Origin of the sequence: Streptomyces avermitilis MA-4680 = NBRC 14893 (genome assembly GCF_000009765.2) — a bacterium.
Taxonomy (GTDB): Bacteria; Actinomycetota; Actinomycetes; order Streptomycetales; family Streptomycetaceae; genus Streptomyces; species Streptomyces avermitilis.
Genome location: NC_003155.5, coordinates 5,590,736 through 5,615,905, shown reverse-complemented (window position 1 = coordinate 5,615,905; position 25,170 = coordinate 5,590,736). Strand labels below are relative to the sequence as shown.

The 25,170-nt window shown below is 69.4% G+C and carries 24 protein-coding genes and 1 tRNA gene; 13 read left to right on the top strand and 12 right to left on the bottom strand.

Annotated elements, in window-relative coordinates:
* The first annotated feature begins 158 nt into the window (after positions 1-158).
* The 5 genes from acs (at position 159) to SAVERM_RS44875 (ending at position 5,584) form a co-directional block, all read left to right on the top strand.
* Positions 159-2,159, top strand: a complete 2,001-nt coding sequence (acs, locus tag SAVERM_RS23755; protein WP_171033165.1) for an acetate--CoA ligase — start codon at positions 159-161, stop codon at positions 2,157-2,159.
* Between the two features lie 232 nt (positions 2,160-2,391).
* Positions 2,392-3,792, top strand: coding sequence for a Na+/H+ antiporter NhaA (gene nhaA, locus SAVERM_RS23750; RefSeq protein ID WP_010986022.1), 1,401 nt, complete (start codon positions 2,392-2,394; stop codon positions 3,790-3,792).
* Between the two features lie 43 nt (positions 3,793-3,835).
* Entirely contained in the window at positions 3,836-4,312 is a 477-nt protein-coding gene (locus SAVERM_RS23745; protein WP_010986021.1) for a phage holin family protein, read from the top strand.
* Positions 4,309-5,259 carry an alpha/beta fold hydrolase gene (locus SAVERM_RS23740; RefSeq protein ID WP_010986020.1) on the top strand — a complete coding sequence of 317 codons (951 nt, stop codon included), beginning with the start codon at positions 4,309-4,311 and terminating at the stop codon, positions 5,257-5,259. Before SAVERM_RS23745 ends, SAVERM_RS23740 begins: the two co-directional genes overlap by 4 nt.
* A gap of 145 nt (positions 5,260-5,404) precedes the next feature.
* Positions 5,405-5,584 carry a hypothetical protein gene (locus tag SAVERM_RS44875; RefSeq protein ID WP_078234372.1) on the top strand — a complete coding sequence of 60 codons (180 nt, stop codon included), beginning with the start codon at positions 5,405-5,407 and terminating at the stop codon, positions 5,582-5,584.
* 24 nt (positions 5,585-5,608) lie between these two features.
* Here the strand turns inward: SAVERM_RS44875 and SAVERM_RS23735 are convergent, their stop codons facing one another.
* The 3 genes from SAVERM_RS23735 to nth all read right to left on the bottom strand — a co-directional run bounded on the left by SAVERM_RS23735 (position 5,609) and on the right by nth (position 8,699).
* The gene (locus tag SAVERM_RS23735) at positions 5,609-6,808 is read right to left on the bottom strand and encodes a MarP family serine protease (RefSeq protein WP_010986019.1); all 1,200 of its coding nucleotides are present in this window, start codon (positions 6,806-6,808) and stop codon (positions 5,609-5,611) included.
* A 120-nt stretch (positions 6,809-6,928) separates the two neighbouring features.
* Positions 6,929-7,570 carry an NUDIX hydrolase gene (locus tag SAVERM_RS23730; RefSeq protein WP_171033224.1) on the bottom strand — a complete coding sequence of 214 codons (642 nt, stop codon included), beginning with the start codon at positions 7,568-7,570 and terminating at the stop codon, positions 6,929-6,931.
* Between the two features lie 187 nt (positions 7,571-7,757).
* Entirely contained in the window at positions 7,758-8,699 is a 942-nt protein-coding gene (nth, locus tag SAVERM_RS23725; RefSeq protein WP_244905200.1) for an endonuclease III, read from the bottom strand.
* 334 nt (positions 8,700-9,033) lie between these two features.
* Between nth and SAVERM_RS23720 the strand changes: the two genes are divergently transcribed.
* Positions 9,034-9,708: a Crp/Fnr family transcriptional regulator gene (locus tag SAVERM_RS23720; protein WP_010986016.1), complete on the top strand. Its 675-nt coding sequence runs from the start codon at positions 9,034-9,036 to the stop codon at positions 9,706-9,708.
* 116 nt (positions 9,709-9,824) lie between these two features.
* Positions 9,825-10,646, top strand: a complete 822-nt coding sequence (locus SAVERM_RS23715; protein WP_037649121.1) for a nucleotidyltransferase domain-containing protein — start codon at positions 9,825-9,827, stop codon at positions 10,644-10,646.
* 73 nt (positions 10,647-10,719) lie between these two features.
* Here SAVERM_RS23715 and SAVERM_RS23710 read toward each other — a convergent pair whose 3' ends face one another.
* The 4 genes from SAVERM_RS23710 to SAVERM_RS41825 form a co-directional block, all read right to left on the bottom strand.
* A complete protein-coding gene (locus SAVERM_RS23710; protein ID WP_010986014.1) occupies positions 10,720-11,550 on the bottom strand; it encodes an MBL fold metallo-hydrolase in 831 nt (276 codons plus the stop codon).
* Entirely contained in the window at positions 11,547-12,419 is an 873-nt protein-coding gene (locus tag SAVERM_RS23705) for an NUDIX hydrolase (protein WP_010986013.1), read from the bottom strand. The genes SAVERM_RS23710 and SAVERM_RS23705 overlap by 4 nt, the downstream gene beginning before the upstream one ends.
* A gap of 204 nt (positions 12,420-12,623) precedes the next feature.
* A complete protein-coding gene (locus SAVERM_RS23700; RefSeq protein ID WP_010986012.1) occupies positions 12,624-13,094 on the bottom strand; it encodes a RidA family protein in 471 nt (156 codons plus the stop codon).
* Positions 13,091-13,252: a Sp36 family protein gene (locus SAVERM_RS41825; protein WP_010986011.1), complete on the bottom strand. Its 162-nt coding sequence runs from the start codon at positions 13,250-13,252 to the stop codon at positions 13,091-13,093. The genes SAVERM_RS23700 and SAVERM_RS41825 overlap by 4 nt, the downstream gene beginning before the upstream one ends.
* Before the next feature lie 95 nt (positions 13,253-13,347).
* Between SAVERM_RS41825 and bagA the strand changes: the two genes are divergently transcribed.
* A complete protein-coding gene (bagA, locus tag SAVERM_RS23695; RefSeq protein ID WP_010986010.1) occupies positions 13,348-14,325 on the top strand; it encodes an ATPase BagA in 978 nt (325 codons plus the stop codon).
* Positions 14,322-15,746: an ATPase BagB gene (gene bagB, locus SAVERM_RS23690; RefSeq protein ID WP_010986009.1), complete on the top strand. Its 1,425-nt coding sequence runs from the start codon at positions 14,322-14,324 to the stop codon at positions 15,744-15,746. Before bagA ends, bagB begins: the two co-directional genes overlap by 4 nt.
* A gap of 74 nt (positions 15,747-15,820) precedes the next feature.
* On the opposite strand, the gene wblA is transcribed toward bagB, so the two are convergent.
* Positions 15,821-16,159, bottom strand: a complete 339-nt coding sequence (gene wblA, locus SAVERM_RS23685) for a transcriptional regulator WblA (RefSeq protein ID WP_037649120.1) — start codon at positions 16,157-16,159, stop codon at positions 15,821-15,823.
* A gap of 409 nt (positions 16,160-16,568) precedes the next feature.
* Here wblA and SAVERM_RS23680 point away from each other — a divergent pair, with 409 nt between their 5' ends.
* Complete coding sequence (locus tag SAVERM_RS23680) at positions 16,569-18,860, top strand: transglycosylase domain-containing protein (protein ID WP_010986007.1); 2,292 nt, start codon at positions 16,569-16,571, stop codon at positions 18,858-18,860.
* Positions 18,861-18,919: 59 nt separating this feature from the next.
* Here SAVERM_RS23680 and SAVERM_RS23675 read toward each other — a convergent pair whose 3' ends face one another.
* Positions 18,920-19,387: a GatB/YqeY domain-containing protein gene (locus SAVERM_RS23675; protein ID WP_010986006.1), complete on the bottom strand. Its 468-nt coding sequence runs from the start codon at positions 19,385-19,387 to the stop codon at positions 18,920-18,922.
* Positions 19,388-19,518: 131 nt separating this feature from the next.
* Between SAVERM_RS23675 and SAVERM_RS23670 the strand changes: the two genes are divergently transcribed.
* The 3 genes from SAVERM_RS23670 (at position 19,519) to SAVERM_RS23660 (ending at position 21,425) form a co-directional block, all read left to right on the top strand.
* On the top strand, positions 19,519-20,445 hold the full coding sequence (locus SAVERM_RS23670) for a metallophosphoesterase (RefSeq protein WP_010986005.1): 927 nt from the start codon (positions 19,519-19,521) through the stop codon (positions 20,443-20,445).
* Positions 20,446-20,532: 87 nt separating this feature from the next.
* Complete coding sequence (locus SAVERM_RS23665; protein ID WP_010986004.1) at positions 20,533-21,318, top strand: Pr6Pr family membrane protein; 786 nt, start codon at positions 20,533-20,535, stop codon at positions 21,316-21,318.
* A 33-nt stretch (positions 21,319-21,351) separates the two neighbouring features.
* Positions 21,352-21,425: transfer RNA gene (locus SAVERM_RS23660), tRNA-Pro, on the top strand.
* A 719-nt stretch (positions 21,426-22,144) separates the two neighbouring features.
* On the opposite strand, the gene SAVERM_RS40345 is transcribed toward SAVERM_RS23660, so the two are convergent.
* From SAVERM_RS40345 to SAVERM_RS23650, 3 genes are all read right to left on the bottom strand, one after another.
* Positions 22,145-22,627, bottom strand: a complete 483-nt coding sequence (locus tag SAVERM_RS40345; protein ID WP_078234375.1) for a hypothetical protein — start codon at positions 22,625-22,627, stop codon at positions 22,145-22,147.
* Between the two features lie 86 nt (positions 22,628-22,713).
* Positions 22,714-24,645 carry an alpha/beta hydrolase gene (locus SAVERM_RS23655; RefSeq protein ID WP_010986003.1) on the bottom strand — a complete coding sequence of 644 codons (1,932 nt, stop codon included), beginning with the start codon at positions 24,643-24,645 and terminating at the stop codon, positions 22,714-22,716.
* Positions 24,645-25,103: a hypothetical protein gene (locus SAVERM_RS23650; protein ID WP_010986002.1), complete on the bottom strand. Its 459-nt coding sequence runs from the start codon at positions 25,101-25,103 to the stop codon at positions 24,645-24,647. The genes SAVERM_RS23655 and SAVERM_RS23650 overlap by 1 nt, the downstream gene beginning before the upstream one ends.
* Positions 25,104-25,170: the final 67 nt, after the last annotated feature.

Here is a 25,170-nt window from a genome sequence, read left to right as displayed (position 1 = left end):
CCACCAGCCCGACCGGCCTCGCGACCCCGCGAGCCTGAACCGCTCCCCTCCCCCGTCCGTGAGAACGTGTGGCCCCCGTCGCGGGGGCCACCCCCACCCACAGGTCTAAACCAATTTCCGGCCGACCCTTGTCATCGGGGGCCCGGGTCTGATGAGCTGTGGCCTGGGACACAACGGACACCCTGGGAAAGGGAGATGTCGTGAGCAACGAAAGCCTGGCCAACCTGCTGAAGGAAGAGCGCAGGTTCGCGCCGCCCGCCGACCTGGCGGCGAACGCCAATGTCACCGCGGAGGCGTATGAGCAGGCCAAGGCTGACAGGCTCGGCTTCTGGGCCGAGCAGGCCCGCCGGCTGACCTGGGCCACCGAGCCGACCGAAACGCTGGACTGGTCGAACCCGCCGTTCGCCAAGTGGTTCAAGGACGGCAAGCTCAATGTCGCGTACAACTGCGTCGACCGCCACGTCGAGGCGGGCCACGGCGACCGCGTCGCGATCCACTTCGAGGGCGAACCCGGCGACAGCCGTGCCATCACCTACGCCGAGCTCAAGGACGAGGTCTCCAAGGCCGCCAACGCCCTGACCGAGCTGGGAGTTCAGAAGGGCGACCGGGTCGCCGTCTACCTCCCGATGATCCCCGAGGCGGTCGTCGCGATGCTCGCGTGCGCCCGCATCGGCGCCGCGCACTCCGTCGTCTTCGGCGGATTCTCGGCCGACGCGATCGCGGCCCGTATCAAGGACGCCGACGCCAAGCTGGTCATCACCGCCGACGGTGGCTACCGGCGCGGCAAGCCCTCCGCGCTCAAGCCCGCCGTCGACGACGCCGTCAGCCGCGGGGACGGGGTCGAGAAGGTGCTCGTCGTGCGGCGTACGGGCCAGGAAGTCGCCTGGACCGAGGGCCGCGACGTCTGGTGGCACGAGATCACGGCCAAGCAGTCCGCCGAACACACGCCCGAGGCCTTCGACGCCGAGCACCCCCTGTTCATCCTCTACACGTCCGGGACCACGGGTAAGCCGAAGGGCATCCTGCACACCTCCGGCGGCTACCTCACCCAGACGTCGTACACCCACCACGCCGTCTTCGACCTCAAGCCGGAGACCGACGTCTACTGGTGCACGGCCGACATCGGCTGGGTGACCGGCCACTCGTACATCACGTACGGGCCGCTCTCGAACGGCGCGACGCAGGTCATGTACGAGGGCACGCCCGACACCCCGCACCAGGGCCGCTTCTGGGAGATCGTCCAGAAGTACGGCGTCACCATCCTCTACACCGCGCCCACCGCGATCCGTACGTTCATGAAGTGGGGCGACGACATCCCCGCGAAGTTCGATCTGTCCTCCCTCCGGGTTCTGGGGTCCGTCGGCGAGCCCATCAACCCCGAGGCGTGGATCTGGTATCGCAAGCACATCGGCGGCGACCGCACGCCGATCGTGGACACCTGGTGGCAGACCGAGACCGGCGCGATGATGATCTCGCCGCTGCCGGGCGTCACCGAGACCAAGCCGGGCTCCGCCCAGCGCCCGCTGCCGGGCATCTCGGCGACGGTGGTGGACGACGAGGCCCGGGAAGTACCCAACGGGGGCGGTGGCTATCTCGTCCTCACCGAACCGTGGCCGTCGATGCTGCGCACCATCTGGGGCGACGACCAGCGGTTCCTCGACACGTACTGGTCGCGCTTCGAGGGCAAGTACTTCGCCGGTGACGGCGCGAAGAAGGACGAGGACGGCGACATCTGGCTGCTCGGCCGCGTCGACGACGTCATGCTCGTGTCCGGGCACAACATCTCGACGACCGAGGTCGAGTCGGCGCTCGTCTCCCACCCGTCGGTCGCCGAGGCGGCCGTGGTCGGTGCCGCCGACGAGACGACCGGGCAGGCCATCGTCGCCTTCGTGATCCTGCGCGGGACGGCGAACGCCGAGGACGACAACCTGGTCGCCGACCTGCGCAACCACGTCGGCACCACGCTCGGCCCGATCGCCAAGCCCAAGCGGATCCTCCCGGTGGCCGAGCTGCCGAAGACCCGCTCCGGCAAGATCATGCGGCGCCTGCTGCGCGACGTCGCCGAGAACCGGGCCCTCGGAGACGTCACCACCCTGACCGATTCCTCGGTGATGGATCTGATCCAGTCCAAGCTCCCGGCGGCGCCGAGCGAGGACTGAGTACGGCCCTCAGTTCTGAGTTCCCGTAGCCAGGACTGAGTAGGGACCCGAGTTCCCGAGGGGCGCCCGGCAGTGCGCCGGGCGCCCCTTTTTTCCGTGAAGCGAGATTTTCCCGTGTAATGATCGGTTAAACTGGCGACCTCAGGGTGTGCCGGGAAGTCTGGTCGGCAACGCCGTCGGCGATCCTTCGCGACGGCCGTCAGCAAGCCGTACCGACCCGGAGGTTCCCGCCGTGGCCGCCCCCCGCACCAGCACCCGCAAGTTCCTCGGACGGCTCTCGCTGCCCGAGCGGAACTTCGTCGCGGAGGCGCTGCGCACCGAGACCGTCGGCGGCGTCCTGCTCCTCCTCGCCGCGATCACCGCGCTGATCTGGGCGAACGTACCCGCGCTGCACCACAGCTACGAGAGCGTCAGCCACTTCCACTTCGGCCCCGCCCCCCTCGGCCTGGACCTCTCCGTCCAGCACTGGGCCGCCGACGGGCTGCTCGCGGTCTTCTTCTTCGTCGCCGGCATCGAACTCAAGCGCGAGCTGGTCGCAGGGGACCTCAAGGACCCCAAGGCGGCCGCGCTCCCCGTGGCCGCCGCCCTGTGCGGCATGGCCGTACCCGCGCTCGTCTACACCCTCACCAACCTCACCGGTGGCGGCTCCCTCCGCGGCTGGGCGGTACCCACGGCCACCGACATCGCCTTCGCGCTGGCCGTCCTCGCGGTCATCGGGACCTCGCTCCCGTCCGCGCTGCGCGCCTTCCTGCTCACCCTCGCCGTCGTCGACGACCTCTTCGCGATCCTGATCATCGCGGTCTTCTTCACCGCCGACCTGAACTTCGCCGCCCTCGCCGGCGCCGTGATCGGCCTCGCCGTCTTCTGGCTGCTGCTGCGCAAGGGCGTACGCGGCTGGTACGTGTACGTGCCGCTCGCGCTCGTCATCTGGGGGCTGATGTACAACAGCGGCATCCACGCCACCATCGCCGGTGTGGCGATGGGACTGATGCTGCGCTGCCACCGCCACCAGGGTGAGGAGCACGCTCCCGGTGAGCACATCGAGCATCTTGTACGCCCCCTGTCGGCCGGCCTGGCCGTGCCCCTGTTCGCCCTGTTCAGCGCGGGTGTCGTGATCTCCGGGGGTGCGCTCGGGGACGTGTTCACCAGGCCGGAGACCCTCGGGGTGGTCCTCGGGCTCGTCGTCGGCAAGGCGATCGGCATCTTCGGCGGAACGTGGCTGACGGCCCGCTTCACCCGCGCGTCGCTCAGCGACGACCTCGCCTGGCCCGACGTCTTCGCGGTGGCGTCGCTGGCCGGCATCGGCTTCACCGTCTCCCTGCTCATCGGCGAACTCGCGTTCGACGGTGATCCGGTGCTGACCGACGAGGTCAAGGCCGCCGTCCTCACCGGTTCCCTTCTGGCGGCGCTGATCGCGACGACGCTGCTGAAGCTGCGCAACGCCAAGTACCGTGCCCTGTGCGAGGACGAGGAGCGCGACGAGGACAGCGACGGCATCCCCGACATCTACGAGCAGGACAACCCGGCGTACCACCTGCGCATGGCCGAGATCTACGAGCGCAAGGCCGCCGAGCACCGAAGGCTTGCCGAAGTGACGGGCGGGGCAGGCGCGGAGAACGATGGTCCGGCATGATCTGACCAGACGGTACAAACACATGCAGAAAAGGGAGTCCGCGATGAGCGCACCCGACGGCAGCCCGGTCGGCGCCGAACGCAGCATCGGCCAGCTGGTCGCCTCGGCGACGACCGAGATGTCCGCACTGGTGCACGACGAGATCGCGCTGGCCAAGGCCCAGCTCAAACAGGACGTGAAGCGCGGCGCGGTCTCCGGTGGGGCCTTCTCGGCGGCCGGCGCGGTGCTGATCTTCTCCCTGCCGATGCTGAATTTCGCTCTGGCGTACGGCATCCGGACCTGGAGCAACTGGAATCTCGCGGTCTGCTTCCTGCTGTCCTTCGCCGCGAACGTGCTGGTCGCCGGCGCGCTGGCGCTGCTCGGCACGGTCTTCGCGAAGAAGGCCAAGAAGAGCCAGGGCCCGCAGAAGGTCGCCGCGTCGATGAAGGAGACGGCGGGCGTCCTCCAGCACGCCAAGCCGCACCCCCGGACCGCCCCGGTGAGTGACGCGGTCGAAGCTGTGGCACGCTCGTCCTCATGACGGACCCGGCCACCCCTTCGGCGCAATCCACCTCGGTCGTACGACTCGACCTCCCCGGCGGGCGCGAGGTGACCCACCGGGACGTCGCGGCGAACGGGGCGCGATTCCACATCGCGGAACTGGGCGACGGACCGCTGGTCCTGCTGCTGCACGGCTTCCCGCAGTTCTGGTGGTCCTGGCGCCACCAGCTGGTCGCGCTCGCCGACGCGGGCTTCCGCGCCGTCGCGATGGACCTGAGGGGCGTCGGCGGCAGCGACCGCACCCCGCGCGGCTACGACCCCGCCAACCTCGCACTCGACATCACCGGGGTCGTACGGTCCCTCGGCGAGCCCGACGCCGCGCTGGTCGGGCACGACCTGGGCGGATATCTCGCCTGGACGGCGGCCGTGATGCGCCCCAAGCTCGTACGACGCCTCGCGGTCGCCTCGATGCCGCACCCCCGGCGCTGGCGCTCGGCGATGCTCGCCGACGTCAAGCAGACGACCGCGGGTTCCTACATCTGGGGGTTCCAGCGCCCCTGGATCCCCGAGCGCCAACTCACCGCGGACGACGGCGCCCTGGTGGGCCGTCTGATCCGGGACTGGTCGGGCCCGCGTCTGCCGGACGACGAGGACGTCGAGACGTATCGGCGCGCGATGTGCATCCCGTCGACGGCGCACTGCTCGATCGAGCCGTACCGCTGGATGGTCCGCTCGATGGCCCGCCCTGACGGCATCCAGTTCAACCGGCGCATGAAGCGGCCGGTGCGGGTGCCGACACTCCATCTGCACGGCTCGCTGGACCCCGTGATGCGTACGCGCAGTGCGGCCGGTTCCGGGGAGTACGTCGAAGCCCCGTACCGCTGGCGGCTGTTCGACGGGCTGGGGCACTTCCCGCACGAAGAGGACCCGGTCGCCTTCTCCACCGAGCTGATCAACTGGCTGAAGGACCCCGAACCCGACCGGTGACCGCGCCAGGTCGGTGACCGCGCCGATACGCCCGGCGTCCGGGACGCGAACGCCTGTCCTACGAACGGCCACTTGCCTGCCGCATAGGCCAATTGGGGGCCGTGAGCGCGGTTATCGACCTTGGGGCAGGGGCAGACGTCGGGGTATGGGCTGGACGCACGACTACAGTGACGCAGCACGCAACCGCCGCTCGGCCACTGGTCCGAGCTCCCACCAGAGGGGCGCTCCGCAGCTGCCGGGCACGGACCCCAGGGTAGGGATCCCGCGCATTCTGCGCCGCCGGGCCCGCTGGGTCTCGGTTCGTCTGCGCCACCCTCGCGGCTGACACCTGCCGGCGGCTGCCCCAGACTCAGAGCGCGCAGCTGTCGCTGTCCACCTGCTGGTTGGCCCTACGCCCCTGGGTGATGTCCTTCTGGACCTCGTCCGCGGTGAGCGCGTACCCCGTGTTGGCGTCGTCGAGCGACTTCGCGAAGACCACGCCGTACACCTTGCCTTCGGGGGTGAGCAGCGGGCCGCCGGAGTTGCCCTGACGGACGGTCGCGTACAGCGAGTACACGTCGCGGCGCACGGTGCCGCGGTGGTAGATGTCCGGGCCGTTGGCCGTGATGCGGCCGCGCACGCGCGCGGGCTGGACGTTGTACGACCCGTTCTCCGGGAAGCCGGCGACGATCGCGCCGTTGCCGCTGGCCGCGTCCGTCGAAGTGAACTGCAGCGCGGGCGCCTTCAGGTTCGGCACGTCGAGTACGGCGATGTCGCGCCGCCAGTCGTAGAGGACGACCTTCGCGTCGTACTTCCTGCCCTCGCCGCCGATCTGGACGGTGGGCTCGTCGACCCCGCCGACCACGTGCGCGTTGGTCATCACCCGGCGGTTGCCGAAGACGAAGCCGGTGCCTTCGAGGACCTTGCCGCAGCTCTGCGCGGTGCCCATGACCTTGACGATGGACTTCTGCGCGCGCGTGGCGACCGGGCTCTTCGCGAGCGCCGGGTCGGGGGGCTGCACGTCGGTGATCGGCTCATTCGCGAACGGGCTGAAGACCTGCGGGAAGCCGTTCTGCGCGAGGACCGAGGAGAAGTCCGCGAACCATGTGTCGGCCTGGTTGGGCAGGGCCCGCGCCACGCCGAGGAGGACCTTGGAGCCCCGCACCTCCTTGCCGAGCGTCGGCAGCGTCGTACCGGCGAGGGCCGAGCCGATCAGCCAGGCGACCAGGAGCATCGCCACGACGTTGACGAGGGCGCCGCCGGTCGCGTCCAGGGCGCGGGCCGGCGACCAGGTGATGTACCGGCGCAGCTTGTTGCCGAGGTGGGTGGTGAGGGCCTGGCCGACGGAGGCACAGACGATCACCACGATGACCGCGACGACGGCGGCGGTCGTAGTGACCTTGGTGCCGTCGGTCGCCCAGCCCCAGATGAGGGGGAGCAGGTAGACCGCGACGAGGCCGCCGCCCAGGAAGCCGATCACCGACAGGATGCCGACGACGAAGCCCTGGCGATAGCCCACGATCGCGAACCACACTGCGGCGACCAGCAACAGGATGTCCAGCACGTTCACCGCTTCAAGCCTCGCCTCATCGCATTCCGGTCCCCGCCGTCCGGCCGGGGGCCCGGCCCGCCGCTCAGCGGCAAGAGGACACGGCGTCCCCCGGGAAAACACAGCACGGGTGCCACCCTGTCATGCGCGCCAGTCGAGCGGGACCTGCTTGTCGCGGTCCCAGGGGCGCTCCCAGCCCGCGTAGTGCAGCAGCCGGTCGATGACGCCTGCCGTGAAGCCCCACACCAGGGCCGATTCGACCAGAAATGCCGGACCTCTGTGGCCGCTGGGGTGCACGGTGGTGGCGCGGTTGGCGGGGTCCGTGAGATCCGCCACGGGGACCGTGAAGACGCGCGCCGTCTCGTTCGGATCGACCACTCCGACCGGCGTGGGGCGGCGCCACCAGCCCAGCACCGGGGTGACGACGAACTCGCTCACCGGGATGTACAGCTTGGGGAGCACGCCGAAGAGCTGGACGCCGCTCGGGTCGAGCCCGGTCTCCTCCTCGGCCTCGCGCAGAGCGGCCCGCAGCGGCCCGTCGGCCCCCGGGTCGCCGTCCTCGGGGTCGAGGGCACCGCCGGGGAAGGACGGCTGGCCGGCGTGCGAGCGCAGCGAGCCGGCGCGCTCCATGAGCAACAGCTCGGGGCCGCGGTCGCCCTCGCCGAACAGGATGAGTACGGCGGACTGGCGTCCCGCGCCGTCCTTGGGCGGCAGGAAGCGGCTCAGCTGGAGCGGCTCCACCGTCTCGGCGGCCCGCACGACCGGATCGAGCCAGTCGGGCATACCGTCCTTGCGCAGCGCCACCTGGCCGTCCTCGCCGAACGCGGCCCGCCCGTCACCGCCGAGCGCAGCCCGCCCGTCGCCGCTCAGCGCTGCCCTGCTGTCCTGCGCGTTGCTCGCGTGCGTCATCGCCACCCCCGTTCTGCTGTTCCCAACGCCTGCCGGTCCGCGGATCGTTCCACGCGCGCCCTCATGGGGTGCCCTGGGGCGCTCCCAGGGGCGGCGCCGGGATGCCGCCCGCGTCCAGGTACGCCTGTGGGGGATTGAGCCGCTGGCCGGGGAAGCCGCCCTTCTCGTACTTCAGGAGCTTCTTCGCCTTCTCGGGGTCGGTCTCGCCCTCCCCGTACGCCGGGCAGAGCGGGGCGATGGGGCAGGCCCCGCAGGCCGGCTTGCGGGCGTGACAGATGCGGCGGCCGTGGAAGATCACATGGTGCGAGAGCATCGTCCACTCGCTCTTCGGGAAGAGCGCGCCGACGGCCGCCTCGATCTTGTCCGGATCCTTCTCGTCGGTCCACTGCCAGCGGCGGACGAGCCGCTGGAAATGGGTGTCCACGGTGATGCCGGGCCGCCCGAAGGCGTTGCCGAGCACCACGAAGGCCGTCTTGCGTCCTACGCCGGGCAGCTTGACGAGATCTTCGAGGCGCCCGGGGACCTCGCCGCCGAACTCCTCCACGAGGGCCTTGGACAGCCCTATGACCGACTTGGTCTTGGCCCGGAAGAAGCCGGTGGGCCGGAGGATCTCCTCGACCTCCTCGGGGTTGGCCGCGGCCAGGTCCTCCGGGGTCGGGTACTTGGCGAACAGCGCCGGCGTCGTCTGGTTCACCCGCAGGTCGGTGGTCTGCGCGGACAGGACGGTCGCCAAGATCAGCTGGAAGGAGTTCTCGAAGTCCAACTCCGGGTGTGCGTACGGGTACACCTCGGCGAGCTCGCGGTTGATCCGGCGGGCGCGGCGGACGAGGGCGGTGCGCGACTCGTTCCTGGGCGGCTTGGCGGCGGACTTGGGCGGCTTGGCGGCCACGGACTTGGGCGCCTTGGCGACGGGGTCCGCGGACGCGTCCTTCTTCACGGCCGTCGTCGCCTTCTTGGCCGCCTTCTTGACTGTCTTCCGGGCTGCCTTCTTCACCGGCGCCACCTCTGGAGCTTCTGCCGCTTTTGTCGTTTTATTCGTTCCACCCGTGACCTGTTCGCCCACAGCGGAATCGCGACGTACTACCACCCGCCCAGCCCCCTTGGCCTGTGCTCTCACCGGCGATTTGGACACCCGGCCAGCCTAAAGCCCTGCACCGACATCCGCCCCGGACCCTGAAGATCAGCCCCCAATTGGCCCCCTGCCGCACTGCCCCGCACGACCGTGCGGCAGACTTGTGACTGATCACACTGTTTGGACCGTCCAGCAAAATGGGGAACACGGTCCCCTGGTAACGGGGGAGCAAGATCCCCTGAGCAGGTCGACAAGGAGAGAACTCGTGGACGACGTTCTGCGGCGCGCCCCGCTCTTCGCGGCGCTCGATGACGAGCAGGCCGCGGAGCTCCGCGCCTCCATGAGTGAGGTGACCCTCGCGCGCGGCGACGCCCTGTTCCATGAGGGCGACCCCGGTGACCGGCTGTATGTGGTCACCGAGGGCAAGGTCAAGCTCCACCGCACATCCCCCGACGGCCGCGAGAACATGCTCGCCGTCCTCGGCCCCGGCGAGCTGATCGGCGAGCTGTCGCTGTTCGACCCGGGTCCGCGCACGGCCACGGCCACCGCGCTGACCGAGGTCAAGCTGCTCGGCCTCGGCCACGGCGACCTCCAGCCCTGGCTGAACGTGCGCCCCGAGGTGGCCGCCGCCCTGCTGCGCGCCGTCGCCCGGCGCCTGCGCAAGACCAACGACCAGATGTCCGACCTGGTCTTCTCGGACGTGCCCGGCCGGGTCGCGCGCGCCCTGCTCGACCTCTCACGCCGCTTCGGCGTGCAGTCCGAGGAAGGCATCCACGTGGTGCACGACCTCACACAGGAGGAGCTGGCCCAGCTGGTCGGCGCGTCCCGCGAGACGGTCAACAAGGCCCTCGCGGACTTCGCGGGCCGCGGCTGGCTGCGCCTGGAGGCGCGCGCCGTGATCCTGCTGGACGTGGAGCGCCTCGCGAAGCGCTCGCGCTGACGCCGTACGCCGATGGGGCCTCGCCGTTGAACCGGCGGGGCCCCATCGGCGTACCTTCTGGCGTGCTGATCCAAAAATCATCTGCCACCACGCTCCTGTCGGGGCACAGTGGGCGCATGGCCGGACAGGGGCACCACGGAGGGCTCGACGCCCAGGGATACATCGAACGCGAGGGTTCGCTCGGCCGGATCCAGGAGACGTTCTGGCCCGTGGTCGCCGCGGCGCGCGACCGGCTGACGGACGTCTTCGGGGCGCGCATGACGAGCGCGTACCTCTACGGGTCGATTCCGCGCGGCACCGCGCGCGTGGGGCGCAGTGATCTCGATCTGCTCCTCGTCCTGCGCGACGAGCCCACCGAGGCGGACCGGGCGGAGGCGCGTGCGCTCGGTGACTCGCTCGACAAGGAGTTCCCGGGGATCGACGGCGTCGGAACGCTCCTGGTCAGCCGTACGCGGACGCTGAGCGCCCTGGAGACGTACGACCTCGGCTGGTTCGTCGCCTGCCTCTGCACGCCCCTGCTGGGCGAGGACCTGGCCGAGTTCCTGCCCCGCTACCGCCCCGACTCCCACCTCGCCCGCGAGACGAACGGCGACCTCGCGCTCCACCTGTCGCGCTGGCGCGAGCGGATCGCCGGGACGGCCGACACGGACGAGGCCCGCCGCCCGCTTGTCCGCTTCATGTCCCGCCACCTGGTCCGCACCGGCTTCACGCTCGTCATGCCCCGCTGGAACGGCTGGACCAGCGATCTCGGGGAGATGGCCGAGGCGTTCGCCGAGTACTACCCGGAGCGGGCGGGGCAGCTGCGGGAGGCGGCGCTGCTCGGATACGACCCGACCGGCGACCCCACCGTCCTCCGTCGGTACGTCGACGATCTGGGCCCCTGGCTGGCCGAGGAGTACGCGCGCGTGCACGGCGTGAAGGAGCCACGCCCGGACTAGGGCCGGTGCGGCCGCCTGATCCACGTGATCCACGTGATCCATGTGACAGGCGTGCCCTACTGGCAGGCGGGCCTTAGATGAGGCCGTGCTCCCGGAGGTAGTCCATCTGGGCTCGTACGGAGAGCTCGGCTGCCGGCCACAGGGAGCGGTCGACGTCCGCGTACACGTGGGCGACGACCTCGGCAGGCGCCCGGTAGCCGTTCTCGACCGCCGTCTCCACCTGGGCCAGCCGGTGGGCTCTGTGGGCGAGGTAGAACTCGACGGCGCCCTGGGCGTCGTCCAGGACGGGCCCGTGGCCGGGCAGGACGGTGTGCACGCCGTCGTCGACGGTCAGGGAGCGCAGCCGCCGCAGGGAGTCCAGATAGTCGCCCAGCCGGCCGTCGGGGTGCGCCACGACGGTCGTACCGCGCCCCAGGACGGTGTCACCGGTCAGGACGGCCCGGTCGGCGGGCAGATGGAAGCACAGGGAGTCACTGGTGTGGCCGGGCGTCGGGACGACCCGCAGTTCCAGACCCCCCACGGTGACGACGTCGCCGGGCGCCAGCCCTTCGTCGCCGAGCCGCAGCGCCGGATCGAGCGCACGCACGTTCGTCCCGGTCAGCTCGGCGAACCGCGCGGCCCCCTCCGCGTGATCCGGGTGCCCGTGCGTGAGCAGGGTCAGCGCGATCCGCCGGCCGGCCCGCTCGGCCGTGTCGACGACGTTCCGCAGGTGTACGTCGTCCAGGGGGCCGGGGTCGATCACGACCGCGAGCTCGGAGTCGGGCTCGGCGACGATCCACGTGTTGGTGCCGTCCAGGGTCATCGCGGAGGCGTTGGGCGCGAGGACGTTGACGGCGCGCCGGGTGGCGGGGCCCGAGAGGACTCCGCCGCGTGGCTGGCCGGGAAGGGCTGCTGCGTCCGTCATGCGGGGGCTCCACCGGTCGGGATGTGCTTGGTGAACTCGTCGTGGCCGGGCCAGGACAGGACGACCTCCCCGTCCGCCAGACGCGCCTTGGCCAGCACCGGCGTCAGGTCGCGGGCCGGGGCGGCGGCGAGGACGTCGGCGGCGGCGGCGGCGTACGGGAGGAGCTGACGCAGGGTCGCGACGGTGGGCGGCATCATCAGCAGCTCGCCCTTGTCGTACCCGTCCGCCGCGTCCGCCGGCCGGATCCACACCGTACGGTCGGCCTCCGTGGAGGCGTTGCGGGTGCGCTGTCCTTCGGGGAGGGCGGCCACGAAGAACCAGGTGTCGTAGCGGCGGGGCTCGAACTCGGGGGTGATCCAGCGGGTCCAGGCGCCCAGCAGGTCCGACCGCAGCACGAGCCCCCTGCGGTCGAGGAACTCGGCGAAGGACAGGTCACGGGCGACCAGGGCCGCCCGGTCCGCCTCCCAGTCGTCCCCCGTGGTGTCGCCGACGACGGTGTCCGGCGTGGGCCCGGCGAGCAGGACGCCCGCCTCCTCGTACGTCTCCCGTACGGCCGCGCAGACGATGGCCTGCGCGGAGGTCTCGTCGACACCGAGTCTGTTCGCCCACCACGCGCGCGTGGGGCCCGCCCAGCGGACCTGGCGCTCGTCGTCGCGGGGGTCCACACCGCCACCCGGGTACGCGTACGCGCCTCCGGCGAAGGCCATGGAGGTGCGGCGGCGCAGCATGTGGACGACGGGGGCGCGGTCGGTGTCCTTGAGCAGGATGACGGTGGCCGCCCGCTTGGGGGCGACAGGGGTGAGGGCGCCTTCCGCCAGCGCACGGATGCGGACCGGCCACTCCGGTGGATACCACTGCCCATTCACCATGGCCGGAGGCTATCCCGTACCGGGCGGATGTTCGAGAGCCCCCGGACGATCAGTCGCCGGGAGCCGGGGCCGGCCGGGGTGGGTCCACCCGCCGGCGCGGGCAGGATGCCGCCCGCGCCCCCCCCCGGCAGCGCGACCACCCGCAGGTGGGGCGGCGGGCGGAGCCCACCCGCACGGCCCCGGCCCCCGCCACCCGGCGGCGCACTACGCCTCCGTGAGCTCCACCTGGATCTCGACCTCGACCGGCGCGTCCAGCGGCAGCACCGTCACGCCGACCGCGCTCCGCGCGTGCACGCCCTTGTCGCCGAGCACCGCGCCGAGCAGCTCGCTCGCGCCGTTCAAGACAGCCGGCTGCCCGGTGAAGTCCGAGGCCGATGCCACGAACCCGACGACCTTCACGACACGCGCGATGCGGTCGAGGTCGCCCGTCACCGACTTCACCGCGGCCAGCGCGTTCAACGCGCAGGTGCGGGCCAGGTCCTTCGCCTCCTCCGGCGTGACCTCGGCGCCCACCTTGCCGGTGACCGGAAGCTTGCCCTCCACCATCGGCAGCTGGCCGGCGGTGTACACGTACACGCCGGACTGCACAGCGGGCTGGTACGCGGCCAGCGGCGGCACGACCGCGGGCAGCGTCAGCCCGAGTTCCGCCAGCTTCGCCTCGACTGCCCCGCTCATGCCTGCCTCTCGCGCTTCAGGTAGGCCACCAGCTGCTCGGGGTTGTTCGGCCCGGGCACGACCTGGACGAGCTCCCAGCCGTCCTCGCCCCAGGTGTCCAGAATCTGCTTCGTGGCGTGGACGAGCAGCGGCACGGTTGCGTATTCCCACTTGGTCATGTGACCGACTGTAGCCGCTGTCGTGGACGGCCTTCCGCGCACGTTGTCCACAGCCTCCTGCGTAGGCCGCGCACAGACTGGTTAGGCTCGAAGACGTGAGCAGGCTCCAGGTCGTCAGTGGCAAGGGCGGTACCGGCAAGACCACGGTCGCCGCATCCCTCGCGCTCGCCCTCGCGACCGAGGGCAAACGCACCCTCTTGGTCGAGGTCGAGGGCAGACAGGGCATCGCGCAGCTCTTCGAGACGCAGGCGTTGCCCTACGAGGAACGGAAAATCGCGGTCGCTCCGGGCGGCGGGGAGGTGTACGCACTTGCCATCGACCCCGAGCTGGCACTCCTCGACTACCTCCAGATGTTCTACAAACTGGGCAGCGCGGGCCGCGCCTTGAAGAAGCTCGGCGCCATCGACTTCGCCACCACCGTCGCGCCCGGACTGCGCGACGTACTCCTCACGGGCAAGGCCTGCGAGGCCGTGCGCCGCAAGGACAAGAGCGGACGTTTCGCCTACGACTACGTCGTCATGGACGCGCCGCCCACGGGCCGCATCACCCGCTTCCTCAACGTGAACGACGAGGTGGCCGGCCTCGCGAAGATCGGTCCGATACACAACCAGGCCCAGGCCGTCATGCGTGTACTCAAGTCGCCCGAGACGGCGGTCCACTTGGTGACGCTCCTGGAGGAGATGCCCGTCCAGGAGACCGCGGACGGCATCGCGGAGCTGCGGGCGGCGAAGCTGCCGGTGGGCCGGATCATCGTGAACATGGTGCGGCCCGCGGTCCTGGACCAGGCGGACCTGGAGCTGGCGCACACCACGCCCCGTACGGCCATCGCCAAGTCGCTCTCCGCCGCCGGCCTCGGTGGCGCCCGGCGCGGCGGGCTCGCGGAGCGGCTGGTGGACCCGCTGCTCAGGCAGGCCGAGGAGTACGCCGAGCGGTTCGCGTTGGAGCGCGAGCAGCGGGCGGTGCTCACGGAGCAGGAGCTGCCGCTGCACGAACTGCCACTGCTCGCCGAGGGAATGGACCTGGCGGGCCTGTACGAGCTCGCCAAGGAACTGCGGACCCAAGGGATCTCATGAGTCTGGACCCGGCCCACACGCCCGACCCGGCCCACCCCCACGACCAGGAAGCGGCCCACGCCGAGGACCCGGCGCGCGCGATCGGCTCCGCCCGCCTCCTGGACGTCGACCCCCTGCTGGACGACCCGGGCACCCGCATCGTGGTGTGCTGCGGCTCGGGCGGCGTCGGCAAGACGACCACGGCGGCGGCCCTGGGGCTGCGGGCCGCCGAGCGCGGCCGCAAGGTGGTCGTCCTGACCATCGACCCGGCGCGCCGGCTCGCCCAGTCCATGGGCATCGACTCGCTCGACAACATCCCGCGGCGGGTGAAGGGCATCGACGACTCCGCGAGCGGCGAACTGCACGCCATGATGCTCGACATGAAGCGCACCTTCGACGAGATCGTCGAGGCGCACGCGGACCGCGAGCGGGCGGCCGCCATCCTGAGCAACCCCTTCTACCAGTCGCTCTCGGCGGGCTTCGCGGGCACGCAGGAGTACATGGCGATGGAGAAGCTGGGGCAGCTGCGCGCGCGTGACGAGTGGGACCTGATCATCGTCGACACGCCGCCCTCGCGCTCGGCGCTGGACTTCCTGGATGCCCCGAAGCGGCTCGGCTCCTTTCTGGACGGCAAGCTGATCCGGCTGCTGACGGCCCCCGCGAAGCTGGGCGGCCGGGCGGGGATGAAGTTCCTGAACGTCGGTATGTCGATGATGACCGGCACGCTCGGAAAGCTGCTCGGCGGTCAGCTCCTCAAGGACGTACAGACGTTCGTGGCCGCGATGGACACGACGTTCGGCGGCTTTCGCACGCGCGCGGACGCGACGTACAAGCTGCTTCAGGCGCCCGGTACGGCGTTCCTGGTGGTGGCCGCCCCGGAGCGGGACGCGCTGCGCGAGGCCGCGTACTTCGTGGAGCGGCTGGCCGCCGAGGACATGCCGCTCGCCGGTCTCGTCCTCAACCGGGTCCACGGCAGCGGAGCCGCTCAGCTGTCCGCCGAGCGGGCGCTCGCCGCCGCGGAAAACCTGGACCTCGCCGCCGATCCCGGCAGCACGGAAAATCTTGAGGAGTCCCGCATTGTCGATCAGGAGGGCGGGAAAGCTGGACTTCGTAACTCTCCCGACACGTACGGAAGTTCAGAATCACCCGCTGACCTGACTCCCGCTGACCAGACTCCCGCTTCCTCCGAGGGCTCCCCCGCCACGGACGGAGCAGTCGAACAACTCACCGCAGGCCTGCTGATACTGCACGCCGAGCGCATGCAACTGCTCTCCCGCGAGCAGCGCACACGTGACCGCTTCGCCGCGCTCCACCCCGAGGTGGCCGTGGCCGAAGTGGCCGCGCTGCCCGGTGACGTCCACGACCTCACGGGACTGCGGGACATCGGGGACCGGCTCGCGGCCAACCGGCCGGAGCTGCCCACATCCCCTGGCGGTGCGTGAGGATCCCCTGGCGGTGCCTGGGGATCCGATGACAGTGCCCGGGGATCCGACGGCGGTGCTTGGGGGGGACTCCCTCAGCCCACCGCCGCGTAGTTCTCGTACACCTCTTCCTCGTCGAGGGGCAGCAGACCCGCGCCGCGCTCGTACTCCGTACGCGCGGTCTCCAGCAGGTGACGCCACGAGGTGACGGTGGGCCGCCTGCGCAGCAGCGCGCGGCGCTCCCGTTCCGTCATGCCACCCCACACGCCGAATTCGACGCGGTTGTCGAGCGCATCGGCGAGGCACTCCGTGCGCACCGGACATCCGGTGCACACTGCCTTGGCCCTGTTCTGCGCTGCTCCTTGAACGAACAGTTCATCCGGATCGGTAGTGCGGCAGGCCGCCTGCGCACTCCAGTCGGTTACCCAGCCCATACCGGCGCCGTCCTCTCCCGAATCGAGGCTCCCCCACGGCGGCAGCGGCATATTCACCGCCGCCAGTTGAGGACGTTACGGAAGGTGGGCACAGCGCAACACCCCCTTCGGGCCCAATCTTGAATGGCCCGAACGGACTATGCGTAAGCGGCAGATCACCCGGGGGAGTGAGCTGGCGACATATGCGACTCTCCCGGCGAACCGGGGCAGTTCAGTTGAGTCACAACGGACGTCCGGTGACACACGAGGCGGATTCGGACACGCCCTCAACAAAAAAGTTGGTGGAACACCGGAACGATTCGGCGTCGCCGACCGTATTTGATACAAGGCCCTACTGCTGTGACAGTTGGGAGCAGCTTAGGCCAAGGCATATACGCGTGTCCGGCGAATGAGAACGTAGGCTGCCCTCATGCCAAAGAAGCGCTCGGGCGGGGGACTGTCCCCTGTGCAGCAGGCCGCCAAGTTCCTCGGAGTGAGTGTGCTCGCGGGGGCGGTGATGGCCGGAATCGCGATGCCCGCCGCCGGTGCGCTCGGGCTCGCCGCCAAGGGTTCCGTCAAAGGATTCGACGACATCCCGGCCAACCTGAAGAGCCCGCAGCTGAGCCAGCGCACCACGATCCTGGACAGTGCCGGCGGCCAGATCGCCTCGGTCTACTCGCGCGACCGCACGGTGGTGGATCTCAAGGAGATCTCGCCGTACATGCAGAAGGCGATCGTCGCGATCGAGGATTCGCGGTTCTACCAGCACGGCGCGGTCGACCTGAAGGGCATCCTGCGCGCGGTGAACCAGAACGCGCAGAACGGCGGAGTGGCCCAGGGCGCCTCCACCCTCACGCAGCAGCTCGTGAAGAACTACTTCGTGGAGGAGGCGGGCGACGACCCGACGAAGGTCGCCCAGGCCACCCAGCAGACCCTCGGCCGCAAGATCCGCGAGCTGAAGTACGCGATCCAGATCGAGGAGAAGCTCGGCAAGAAGAAGATCCTCGAGAACTACCTGAACATCACGTTCTTCGGCCAGCAGGCCTACGGCGTCGAGGCCGCCGCCCACCGCTACTTCTCCAAGTCCGCCAAGGACCTGAACGTCCAGGAGTCGGCGCTCCTCGCGGGCATCGTCCAGTCGCCCACCCGGTACGACCCGGTGAACGACGAGGCGGAGGCCAAGAAGCGACGCAACGTGGTGCTTCAGCGCATGGCCGAGGTCCACGACATCTCGCAGGCGGATGCCGACACGGCCAAGGAGAAGCCCCTCGGACTGAACGTGAGCAAGCCGAAGAACGGCTGCATCACGGCGGTCAAGGGCGCGGGCTTCTTCTGCGACTACGTACGCGAGGTCTTCCTGACCGACCCGGTCTTCGGCAAGACCAAGGAGGCCCGGGCGAAGATCTGGAACCGGGGCGGTCTGACGATCCGTACGACGCTCGACCCGCAGGCGCAGGAGTCGGCGCAGACGTCGATCAAGCAGCACGTCAACAAGAGCGACGGCGTGGCCACGGCCGCCACGGTCGTCGAGCCCGGCACCGGCAAGATCCTCGCGATGGGCCAGTCGCGTCCGTACGGCTTCGGCAAGAACGAGACGCAGATCAACCTCTCCGTGGACAAGGACATGGGCGGCGGCGCGGGCTACCAGCCCGGTTCGACGTTCAAGCCGATCGTGGCGGCGGCCGCCGTCGAGGGCGGCATGCCGGCCACGCAGGCGTACCCGTCGCCCTACGAGATGCTGTACCCGAGCCCGATCTCGGCCTGTAACGGCAAGACCTGGCGCAACGACCCGAACCGCCCGGCCAAGCTGACGAACGAGAACGAGTCTGAGCGCGGCCCGTACGGGATGAAGGAAGCGACCGCGAAGTCGGTCAACACCTACTACGTACAGCTGATCAGCGACATCGGCATCTGCCCGGTGACGCAGATGGCCAAGAAGATGGGCGTGAGCCGCGCCGACGGAGCGAAGATCACCCAGGCCCCGTCGATCGCGCTGGGCACGCAGGAGATGTCGCCTCTGACGATGGCGAACGCGTACGCGACCTTCGCCTCCCGCGGCATGCACTGCACGCCGGTCGCCATCGAGTCGATCACCCAGACCGTCGGCGACGAGAAGAAGTCCCTGGAGGTCCCGAAGTCGACGTGCTCACGCGCGATGACGGAGACCACCGCGGACACGATCAACACGCTGCTGAAGGGCGTGGTCGAGGACGGTACGGGTACGGAGGCCGGCCTCGGCAGCCGTCCCAGCGCGGGCAAGACCGGTACGACGGACGGACGCTACGCGGCCTGGTTCGTCGGCTACACGCCGAACATGGCGGCCGCGGTCTGGGTCGGCGACCCGGCGCACAAGCGGCGCATGGTCAACATCACCATCGGCGGCACCACCTGGGCCAAGGTCTACGGCGGCCAGGTCCCGGGCCCGATCTGGCGCGACATGATGTCGGGCGCGCTCCAGGGCAAGCCGGCCCCGGACTTCAACCTGATCAACATCCCGGACAGCAACGCGGACAAGGACAAGGGCGGCGACGAGGGGAACAACGGCGGCAACGGGAACGGGAACGGCAACACCGGAGGCACGACCGTCACGGGTGGCACCGACGGCGGTACGACCGTCCCGCTCCCGTCCTTCTCGATCCCGGATGGCTTCATCCAGGGGAACGGGAACGGCGGAAACGGAAACGGCGGGAACGGGAACGGCGGCAGGAACGGGAACGGCTAGTTCCGCCCAGCTCCGTCCCCTTCTGTCGGTGGTACGCGGTACGACGACGGGGGCGCTGCTCAGCCGCCCGCGAGGAGCTGCTTGACCACCGCGGCGACGCGGCCGCCCTCGGCCTGGCCGGCCACCTTCGGGTTCACGATCTTCATGACCTGGCCCATGGCGCGCGGGCCCTCGGCGCCGGCCGCCTTCGCCTCCTGGACCGCCTGTCCGACGATCTGCTGGAGCTCCTCGTCGGACAGCTGCTGGGGCAGGTACGTGGCGAGCACCTCACCCTCCGCCTTCTCCCGCTCGGCCGACTCGGGGCGACCACCCTGCGCGAACGCGTCGGCGGCCTCGCGCCGCTTCTTCGCCTCGCGAGTGATCACCTTCTGCACTTCGTCGTCGGAGAGCTCGCGCTTGGTCTTGCCCGCGACCTCCTCCTTGGTGATCGCGGCGAGGGTCAGCCGGAGCGTCGAGGAGCGGAGCTCGTCGCGCTCCTTGATTGCGGCGTTGAGGTCTTCCTGCAGCTTCGACTTGAGCGTGGTCATGGGGTGATTGTCGCAGGTGTGGCACGGCTGCCGCCCGTTGATTTCGGGCGGGCCCCCGCGGCCCGCCGTGGGCTGCCGCGGTTGTCCACAGGCGGATACGCGGCGGCGTCGGGGTCTGACACGATGGACGTATGCGCGCGCGATACGGAGTACCCCTGGGAATCGTGGCGGCCGGCGCCGCCGGTCTCCTCTACTCGGCGGGTTTCGAGGCCCGTTCCTTCCGCTTGCGACGGGTCACGGTCCCCGTCCTGCCCCCGGGGATGCGCCCCCTGCGCGTGTTGCAGGTGTCGGACATCCACATGGTCGGCGGCCAGCGCAAGAAGCAGCGCTGGCTGAGGTCGCTGGCCGGACTGCGCCCCGACTTCGTCATCAACACCGGGGACAACCTCTCCGACCCGGAGGGCGTGCCGGAGGTCCTCGACGCACTGGGCCCGCTGATGGAGTTCCCGGGGGCGTACGTCTTCGGTTCGAACGACTACTACGGCCCCAAACTGCGCAACCCCGCCCGCTACTTGCTGGAGAAGACCCAGGGCCGCCACGGGCTGAACGGCAACAAGCCGGCCGTCGACGCCATCCACAACCCGTGGGAGGACCTGCGCGACGGCTTCGACGCGGCGGGCTGGCTGAACCTGACGAACGCGCGCGGGGCCCTGAAGATCGAGGGCGCCGAGATCGAGCTGACCGGCCTGGACGACCCGCACATCAAGCGGGACCGGTACGCGCGCGTGGCGGGCGGCCCGTCGGTCTCGGCGGACTTCTCGATGGGCGTGGTGCACGCTCCGTATCTGCGCACCCTGGACGCCTTCACCGCGGACGGTTACCCGCTGATCCTGGCCGGGCACACCCACGGCGGTCAGCTCTGCCTCCCCTTCTACGGGGCCTTCGTCACCAACTGCGACCTGGACACGGACCGGGTGAAGGGCCTGTCGCGGCACACGGCCGAGGGGCGGGCGTCCTACCTGCACGTGTCGGCGGGCTGCGGCACGAACCGCTACACGCCGGTGCGGTTCGCCTGCCCGCCGGAAGCGTCGCTGCTGACGTTGGTGGAGAGGGAGTAGCCGGTATCCCGGGAGGAGCGGCCGGGCGAGTAACCCACACAGCTTGCCCGTATCGCCCGATTTGCCCGATCCGCTTAGCGTGAGGGCATGATCGCCCGCATACCCAAGGACATACCGGACCTGCCCGCCATTCCGGGGATGCCTGTACTGATGCCGTCCGCCGTCCCCGCGGCGGCGGTGGTGGCGCCCACCCGCCGTCCGCTGACGACCGCGTTCCGCCTGCTGGTCGCCCTGGCGGCGACGGCGGGCGTGACCATCGACCTGATCCTCGGCAGCCCGCTGCGCGTCCTCACCTACTTCACGATCCAGAGCAGCGTGCTGGTGGCCCTGACCTTCACCCTCTCGGCCTGGCGGGCCTGGGCGGCCCGCCGCCCCCTGCCCGCGCTCCTGACCGGCGGCACACTGCTCTACGCCGTGATCACCGGCCTCGTCTACCATCTGCTCCTCGCGCACGAGCCGGCCCCCTTCACGATGACCGGCCAGGCGGGCCCGCTCACGGGCTGGCAGGCGCTCACGAACCAGCTCCTGCACACGGCGGTCCCGGTCGCGGTGGTACTGGACTGGCTGCTCCTGACAGGCTCGGGACGCCTGCGCCTGCGCCAGGCCAGCGCCTGGCTGCTCTACCCCCTCGCGTACCTGGCGCTCACCCTCGCCCGGGGCGAGCTGATCCTGCCGGGCACGCCGGGCCGCTACCTCTACCCGTTCCTGGACGTCGAACAGCACGGCTACAAGAGCGTCCTCGGCAACGCGCTCCTCCTCGGCCTGGCGTTCTACGCCCTGGCGGTCCTCCTCGTCACCCTCGACCGCGTCCGCCCGAACCCGCTCCGCCGCCGCGCCAAAAACGGATTTCGTCTCCAGCCACCAGTGGGCTAAAGTAAACGACGTCGCCGCGACAAGCAGTGACATCGGGGTGTAGCGCAGCTTGGCAGCGCGCTTCGTTCGGGACGAAGAGGTCGTGGGTTCAAATCCCGCCACCCCGACAGTGAAACACCAGGTCAGGCCCGGTGCTGAGAGATCAGCACCGGGCCTGATTTGTTGTGCGGCCCCGTTTTGGGAGCCATTCGGGAGCCGACTGCGGGAAGCGGCTCCCGGTGGCTCCGAGCAAGTGGCGTTCCGCCTTGAAGCACGCTGGGCGCCGCGTACACCTCGGAAGGGCCACCCCACGGCTTGTGGCGAGGAGACCACGGACGGTACGGCGATCGCCATGCACCTATGGTCTCCGTTAAATGACCGGCAACCCGCGCTCCTCACCCGCATCGGGGACGACCCCGTCGCGTCGGGCAGCCCCGAGCTCGCTGATACCGCCCACACGCTCAAGGGGCGCGGCCTTGCCCAAGCAGGGTGGGAAGCGGCGTCTATCTGGAGCACGGCCATCACCCGAACCGGTCGGAGTCGGCTCAGCGCAGGCACCGGTTGACGGGTCCCGAAAAACGGACACGAACGGCCCCTTCACGCAGAAGCAAGCCGCAGCCCCGTCCACGACGAAGCGGCGCCGCAGCGCGCCACGAAGTCCCCACAGCCGTCGCCGCCGGAAGCCGGAGCCGCCTTGATCACGGAGGTACAGCAGGCTGGGCGGTTCGCACATGGCGCAGCAGGCCCGGTCATTGGGACGCCCGGATGTCGCCAACCGCCTCACTGAGGTGCTGCTGAGCGCGGGCGTCTGACGAAGACACGTACGAAGTGGCTGTGCGCTGCACGCTCAGTTCTTCTCGCTCGGGGACGCAGAGGGGGTCGGGGTGGTTGATGACCAGAAATCAGATCGGACGTTGGGGTCCGGGATCGATCCTCCCGCATAATTAGGGCCGACCGTCTCGGCTGTCGGCGGCGACACCGAGGACTTGGTGACACACGGTGTAGCCACCTCGAAGAAGGCTTGGCCGTTGCCGCCGATGAGGAGGCGCACACGGAACTGGTCGGGAGTCTCGAAGTACGTCGCAGGGCTCTTGGTGCTTCGATTCACACCAAGCTGTCGGTACCCCTCGGCTTTCCAATAGCGCTCCACCACCCCGAGGAAACTACCCCTGCGTTCTGGGGAGATGATGGTCATCACTGCGCGACGCCGCGACACATCACAGCTGCCCGCGGTGGTTTCCCCGTGGGTCCAGTGGACGGCGGGCTTGATGGCAGCGAAAGTCCCGTCCAGCATTTTATCGGCATTTTCCGCCGCTTCTTGCATGTTCATCTTCGGCTTCCCTTCAGCCGGCTGCTCCGAAGTTCCGCATCCCGTCAAAAGCAGCATTCCTACCAGGATCGTGACGCTGACGCCTCTCATCGTGGCTGCTCCAAGACGATTCCGTCGGACTTCCCAACCACGATGTTGGCAATATTGTCGGCTGACATCTGGTCCTTTGTGGGGGTGAAATAGTGCGAGTGTGCGTCAAACCCACCGTCGGTCACAGGAGGGCCATCGTCGACCAAGAAGCGTGTGGCTCCGAACGCCTTGTTCGCCGGATCGGTTCCGAACCAGATCTGACTGGGATCCGTCTGCTGGTCCTGAGCCATATAGCCGGCGATGCCACCCACGACGGTACCGGCTGCACCACCAACGACTCCACCTACGGGGCCGCCCATCCCCAATCCCAGTACAAGACCTGCTGATCCGCCACCAGCAGCCCCGGCTCCCATGCCACTGGCCTCATTATGATTAGGGAGCTTAGTGACGATGTCGTTGTCTGCCGCACCGACGAATACATGGTGCTTGCCGACGTTCAAATCGTCGGCGGTCTTTGCATCAGTGCCGGGGCTACCGACGAGGATGATGTCGTCGGCTCCGGGGACCCCGCCCTTCTCCTGAGCTGCCAAGCCTACGGTGAGGGAACCGTATGAGTGCCCAATGGCGGTGATATGCGGATTCTCGTTCTCGTTCGTCGCTGAGATTCCTGCCATAAAGCTGTTGTATGCCGGTGCTCCGGCTTCGGCATTTTCTCTGAACATGACGTCTGTGTTGGCGGCGAGGTCCGTGGGAGAGAGCTGGGGCGCGTCGTAGCCGAGCCAGACGATCGACGCGGTTGAGCTGTGAGGGTCGGCTTCCTTGGCGCCAAGAGCAGTGTCCTGGGCTCGTTTCATCGAGCCGCCGACGAATTCGCCATCCAGTTTCGTCGAGAGCCCAGGGACATAAGCCGAGACGTTATTCGCCGTGTCGGGATTCCCATAGGAAACGATCGCACGACCATTTCCTTCGTCGCCGATACCAAGAAGATACATCGGTGGCACGCTTGCTTCCTGCAGTTTCCCCTGAATTCCCTTCAGCCCTTCCAGTATCGTCTTCGACTTCTCGTCATCCTGCCCCGAGAGTTTGCCGATGAGGAGCTCGACGTTTTCCCGGTTGGCCTCGTCCCGCACGGTTGCCGGGATGCCGTCCAGGTTCCCGATCACGTCCGGGTAGACCGCCAGGTACTCCTCCCGCTGCTCCTGCGTGAGGTGGTCCCACCAGTCCTTGCGAGCGGCGGGGGACTTGTCGAGAGGGATGTCGTCCTTCAGGTATTCCGTCGCAGCATCGCCCACGGCCTTGACGTCGGCGGCAGCGTCGGCCCAGGTTTTCGTGTCGACCTTCAGCCCGGGGCCTGCCTTGAGCTTGCTCAGCGCCTGTCGGTAACGTTCGTCGGTCTCCCGGGCCTCGCGCAGGGCGTGAGCGATGCGGTCAGCGATGTCCTGCGCCTTGGCGTGGTGAGGGTTGGGGTTGATCAGGCCGGGGGTTCCAGGACCAGTGCCGGGCGTGTGCAGCCCCTTGTCGCTCGGTGGGTACAGCCCGTTGTTGCCCGGCGCGAGCATGCCGTTGTGGCCCACTGCCGAACCACCGGGGATCTTCTCCCCGGTCATCTCGTTCTTGCCGCCGGCCGGGTACCCGATGCTCCCGTCCTCGTTCACCGCGTACGACAGGGCGGTGGCATCGTCCAGCGCCTCCTTCAGCCGCCGCTGAGGAGGCCTGAGTTCGGAGGCAAGACCGTTCACCGAGGAGCGGATCAGTCCGCACTCGGCGTGGATGTAGTGATAGTTACGGCTCAGTCGCTGCAGCCGCCGGATGGCCGCCGTCGCCGATTCACTCTCCTGCGTCTTGGACAACTTGCCGGCCATCTCGGCGTCCACTCGTTCGGCCGAGGCATCCGCGTGGTGTGAGACCTTGACCCAGCCGTCGGCCGCGTCATCCAGCCCCGAGAGCGTCAGGTCCCGCAACTGCTGCCAGGTCAACGCCGAGGTCACTAGCCCTTGCCCCCGTCCGAGACGTGCACAGCGCGCGCCTTGGCGGCAACGGCACTGTCGTACTCGCCCATGTCCTTGGCGACGGCGCGCAGCTTGGGCTCCAGTGACTCGCACTCGTCCCGTACCGCCTCCAGCCGCTTCTCCCAGGAGGTGAGTACCGTCTTTAACGCACCCAGGCTCGCCAGGCCTTCAGCCCCCGCCGACACGCCCGTATGGCCGGACTGCAGGCTCTTCTTCGTGGACTCGGTGCTGATCCTCAGGTCGTCCGCTGTGCCTGCCGCGTGGGTCCACGGCCCGTTCGAGTGCCGCAGGGTGCCCGAGCCGCCATTCAATCCGGGCTTCGACCCACCCGTGGGAGTGCTGCCGCCCTGATCAGCCGGCAACTGGTTGAGCTGCATCTGGGTGGAGCGGCGCTCGGCCGCCGCGGCCTTGATCTGTTCCCACTCGTCCCACGCCATCCGCAATCCTTCCCCGTTGTACGGCTCAACGGCGCTGTCTGAGCCTGCTGTTGCGGACGTTATCCCG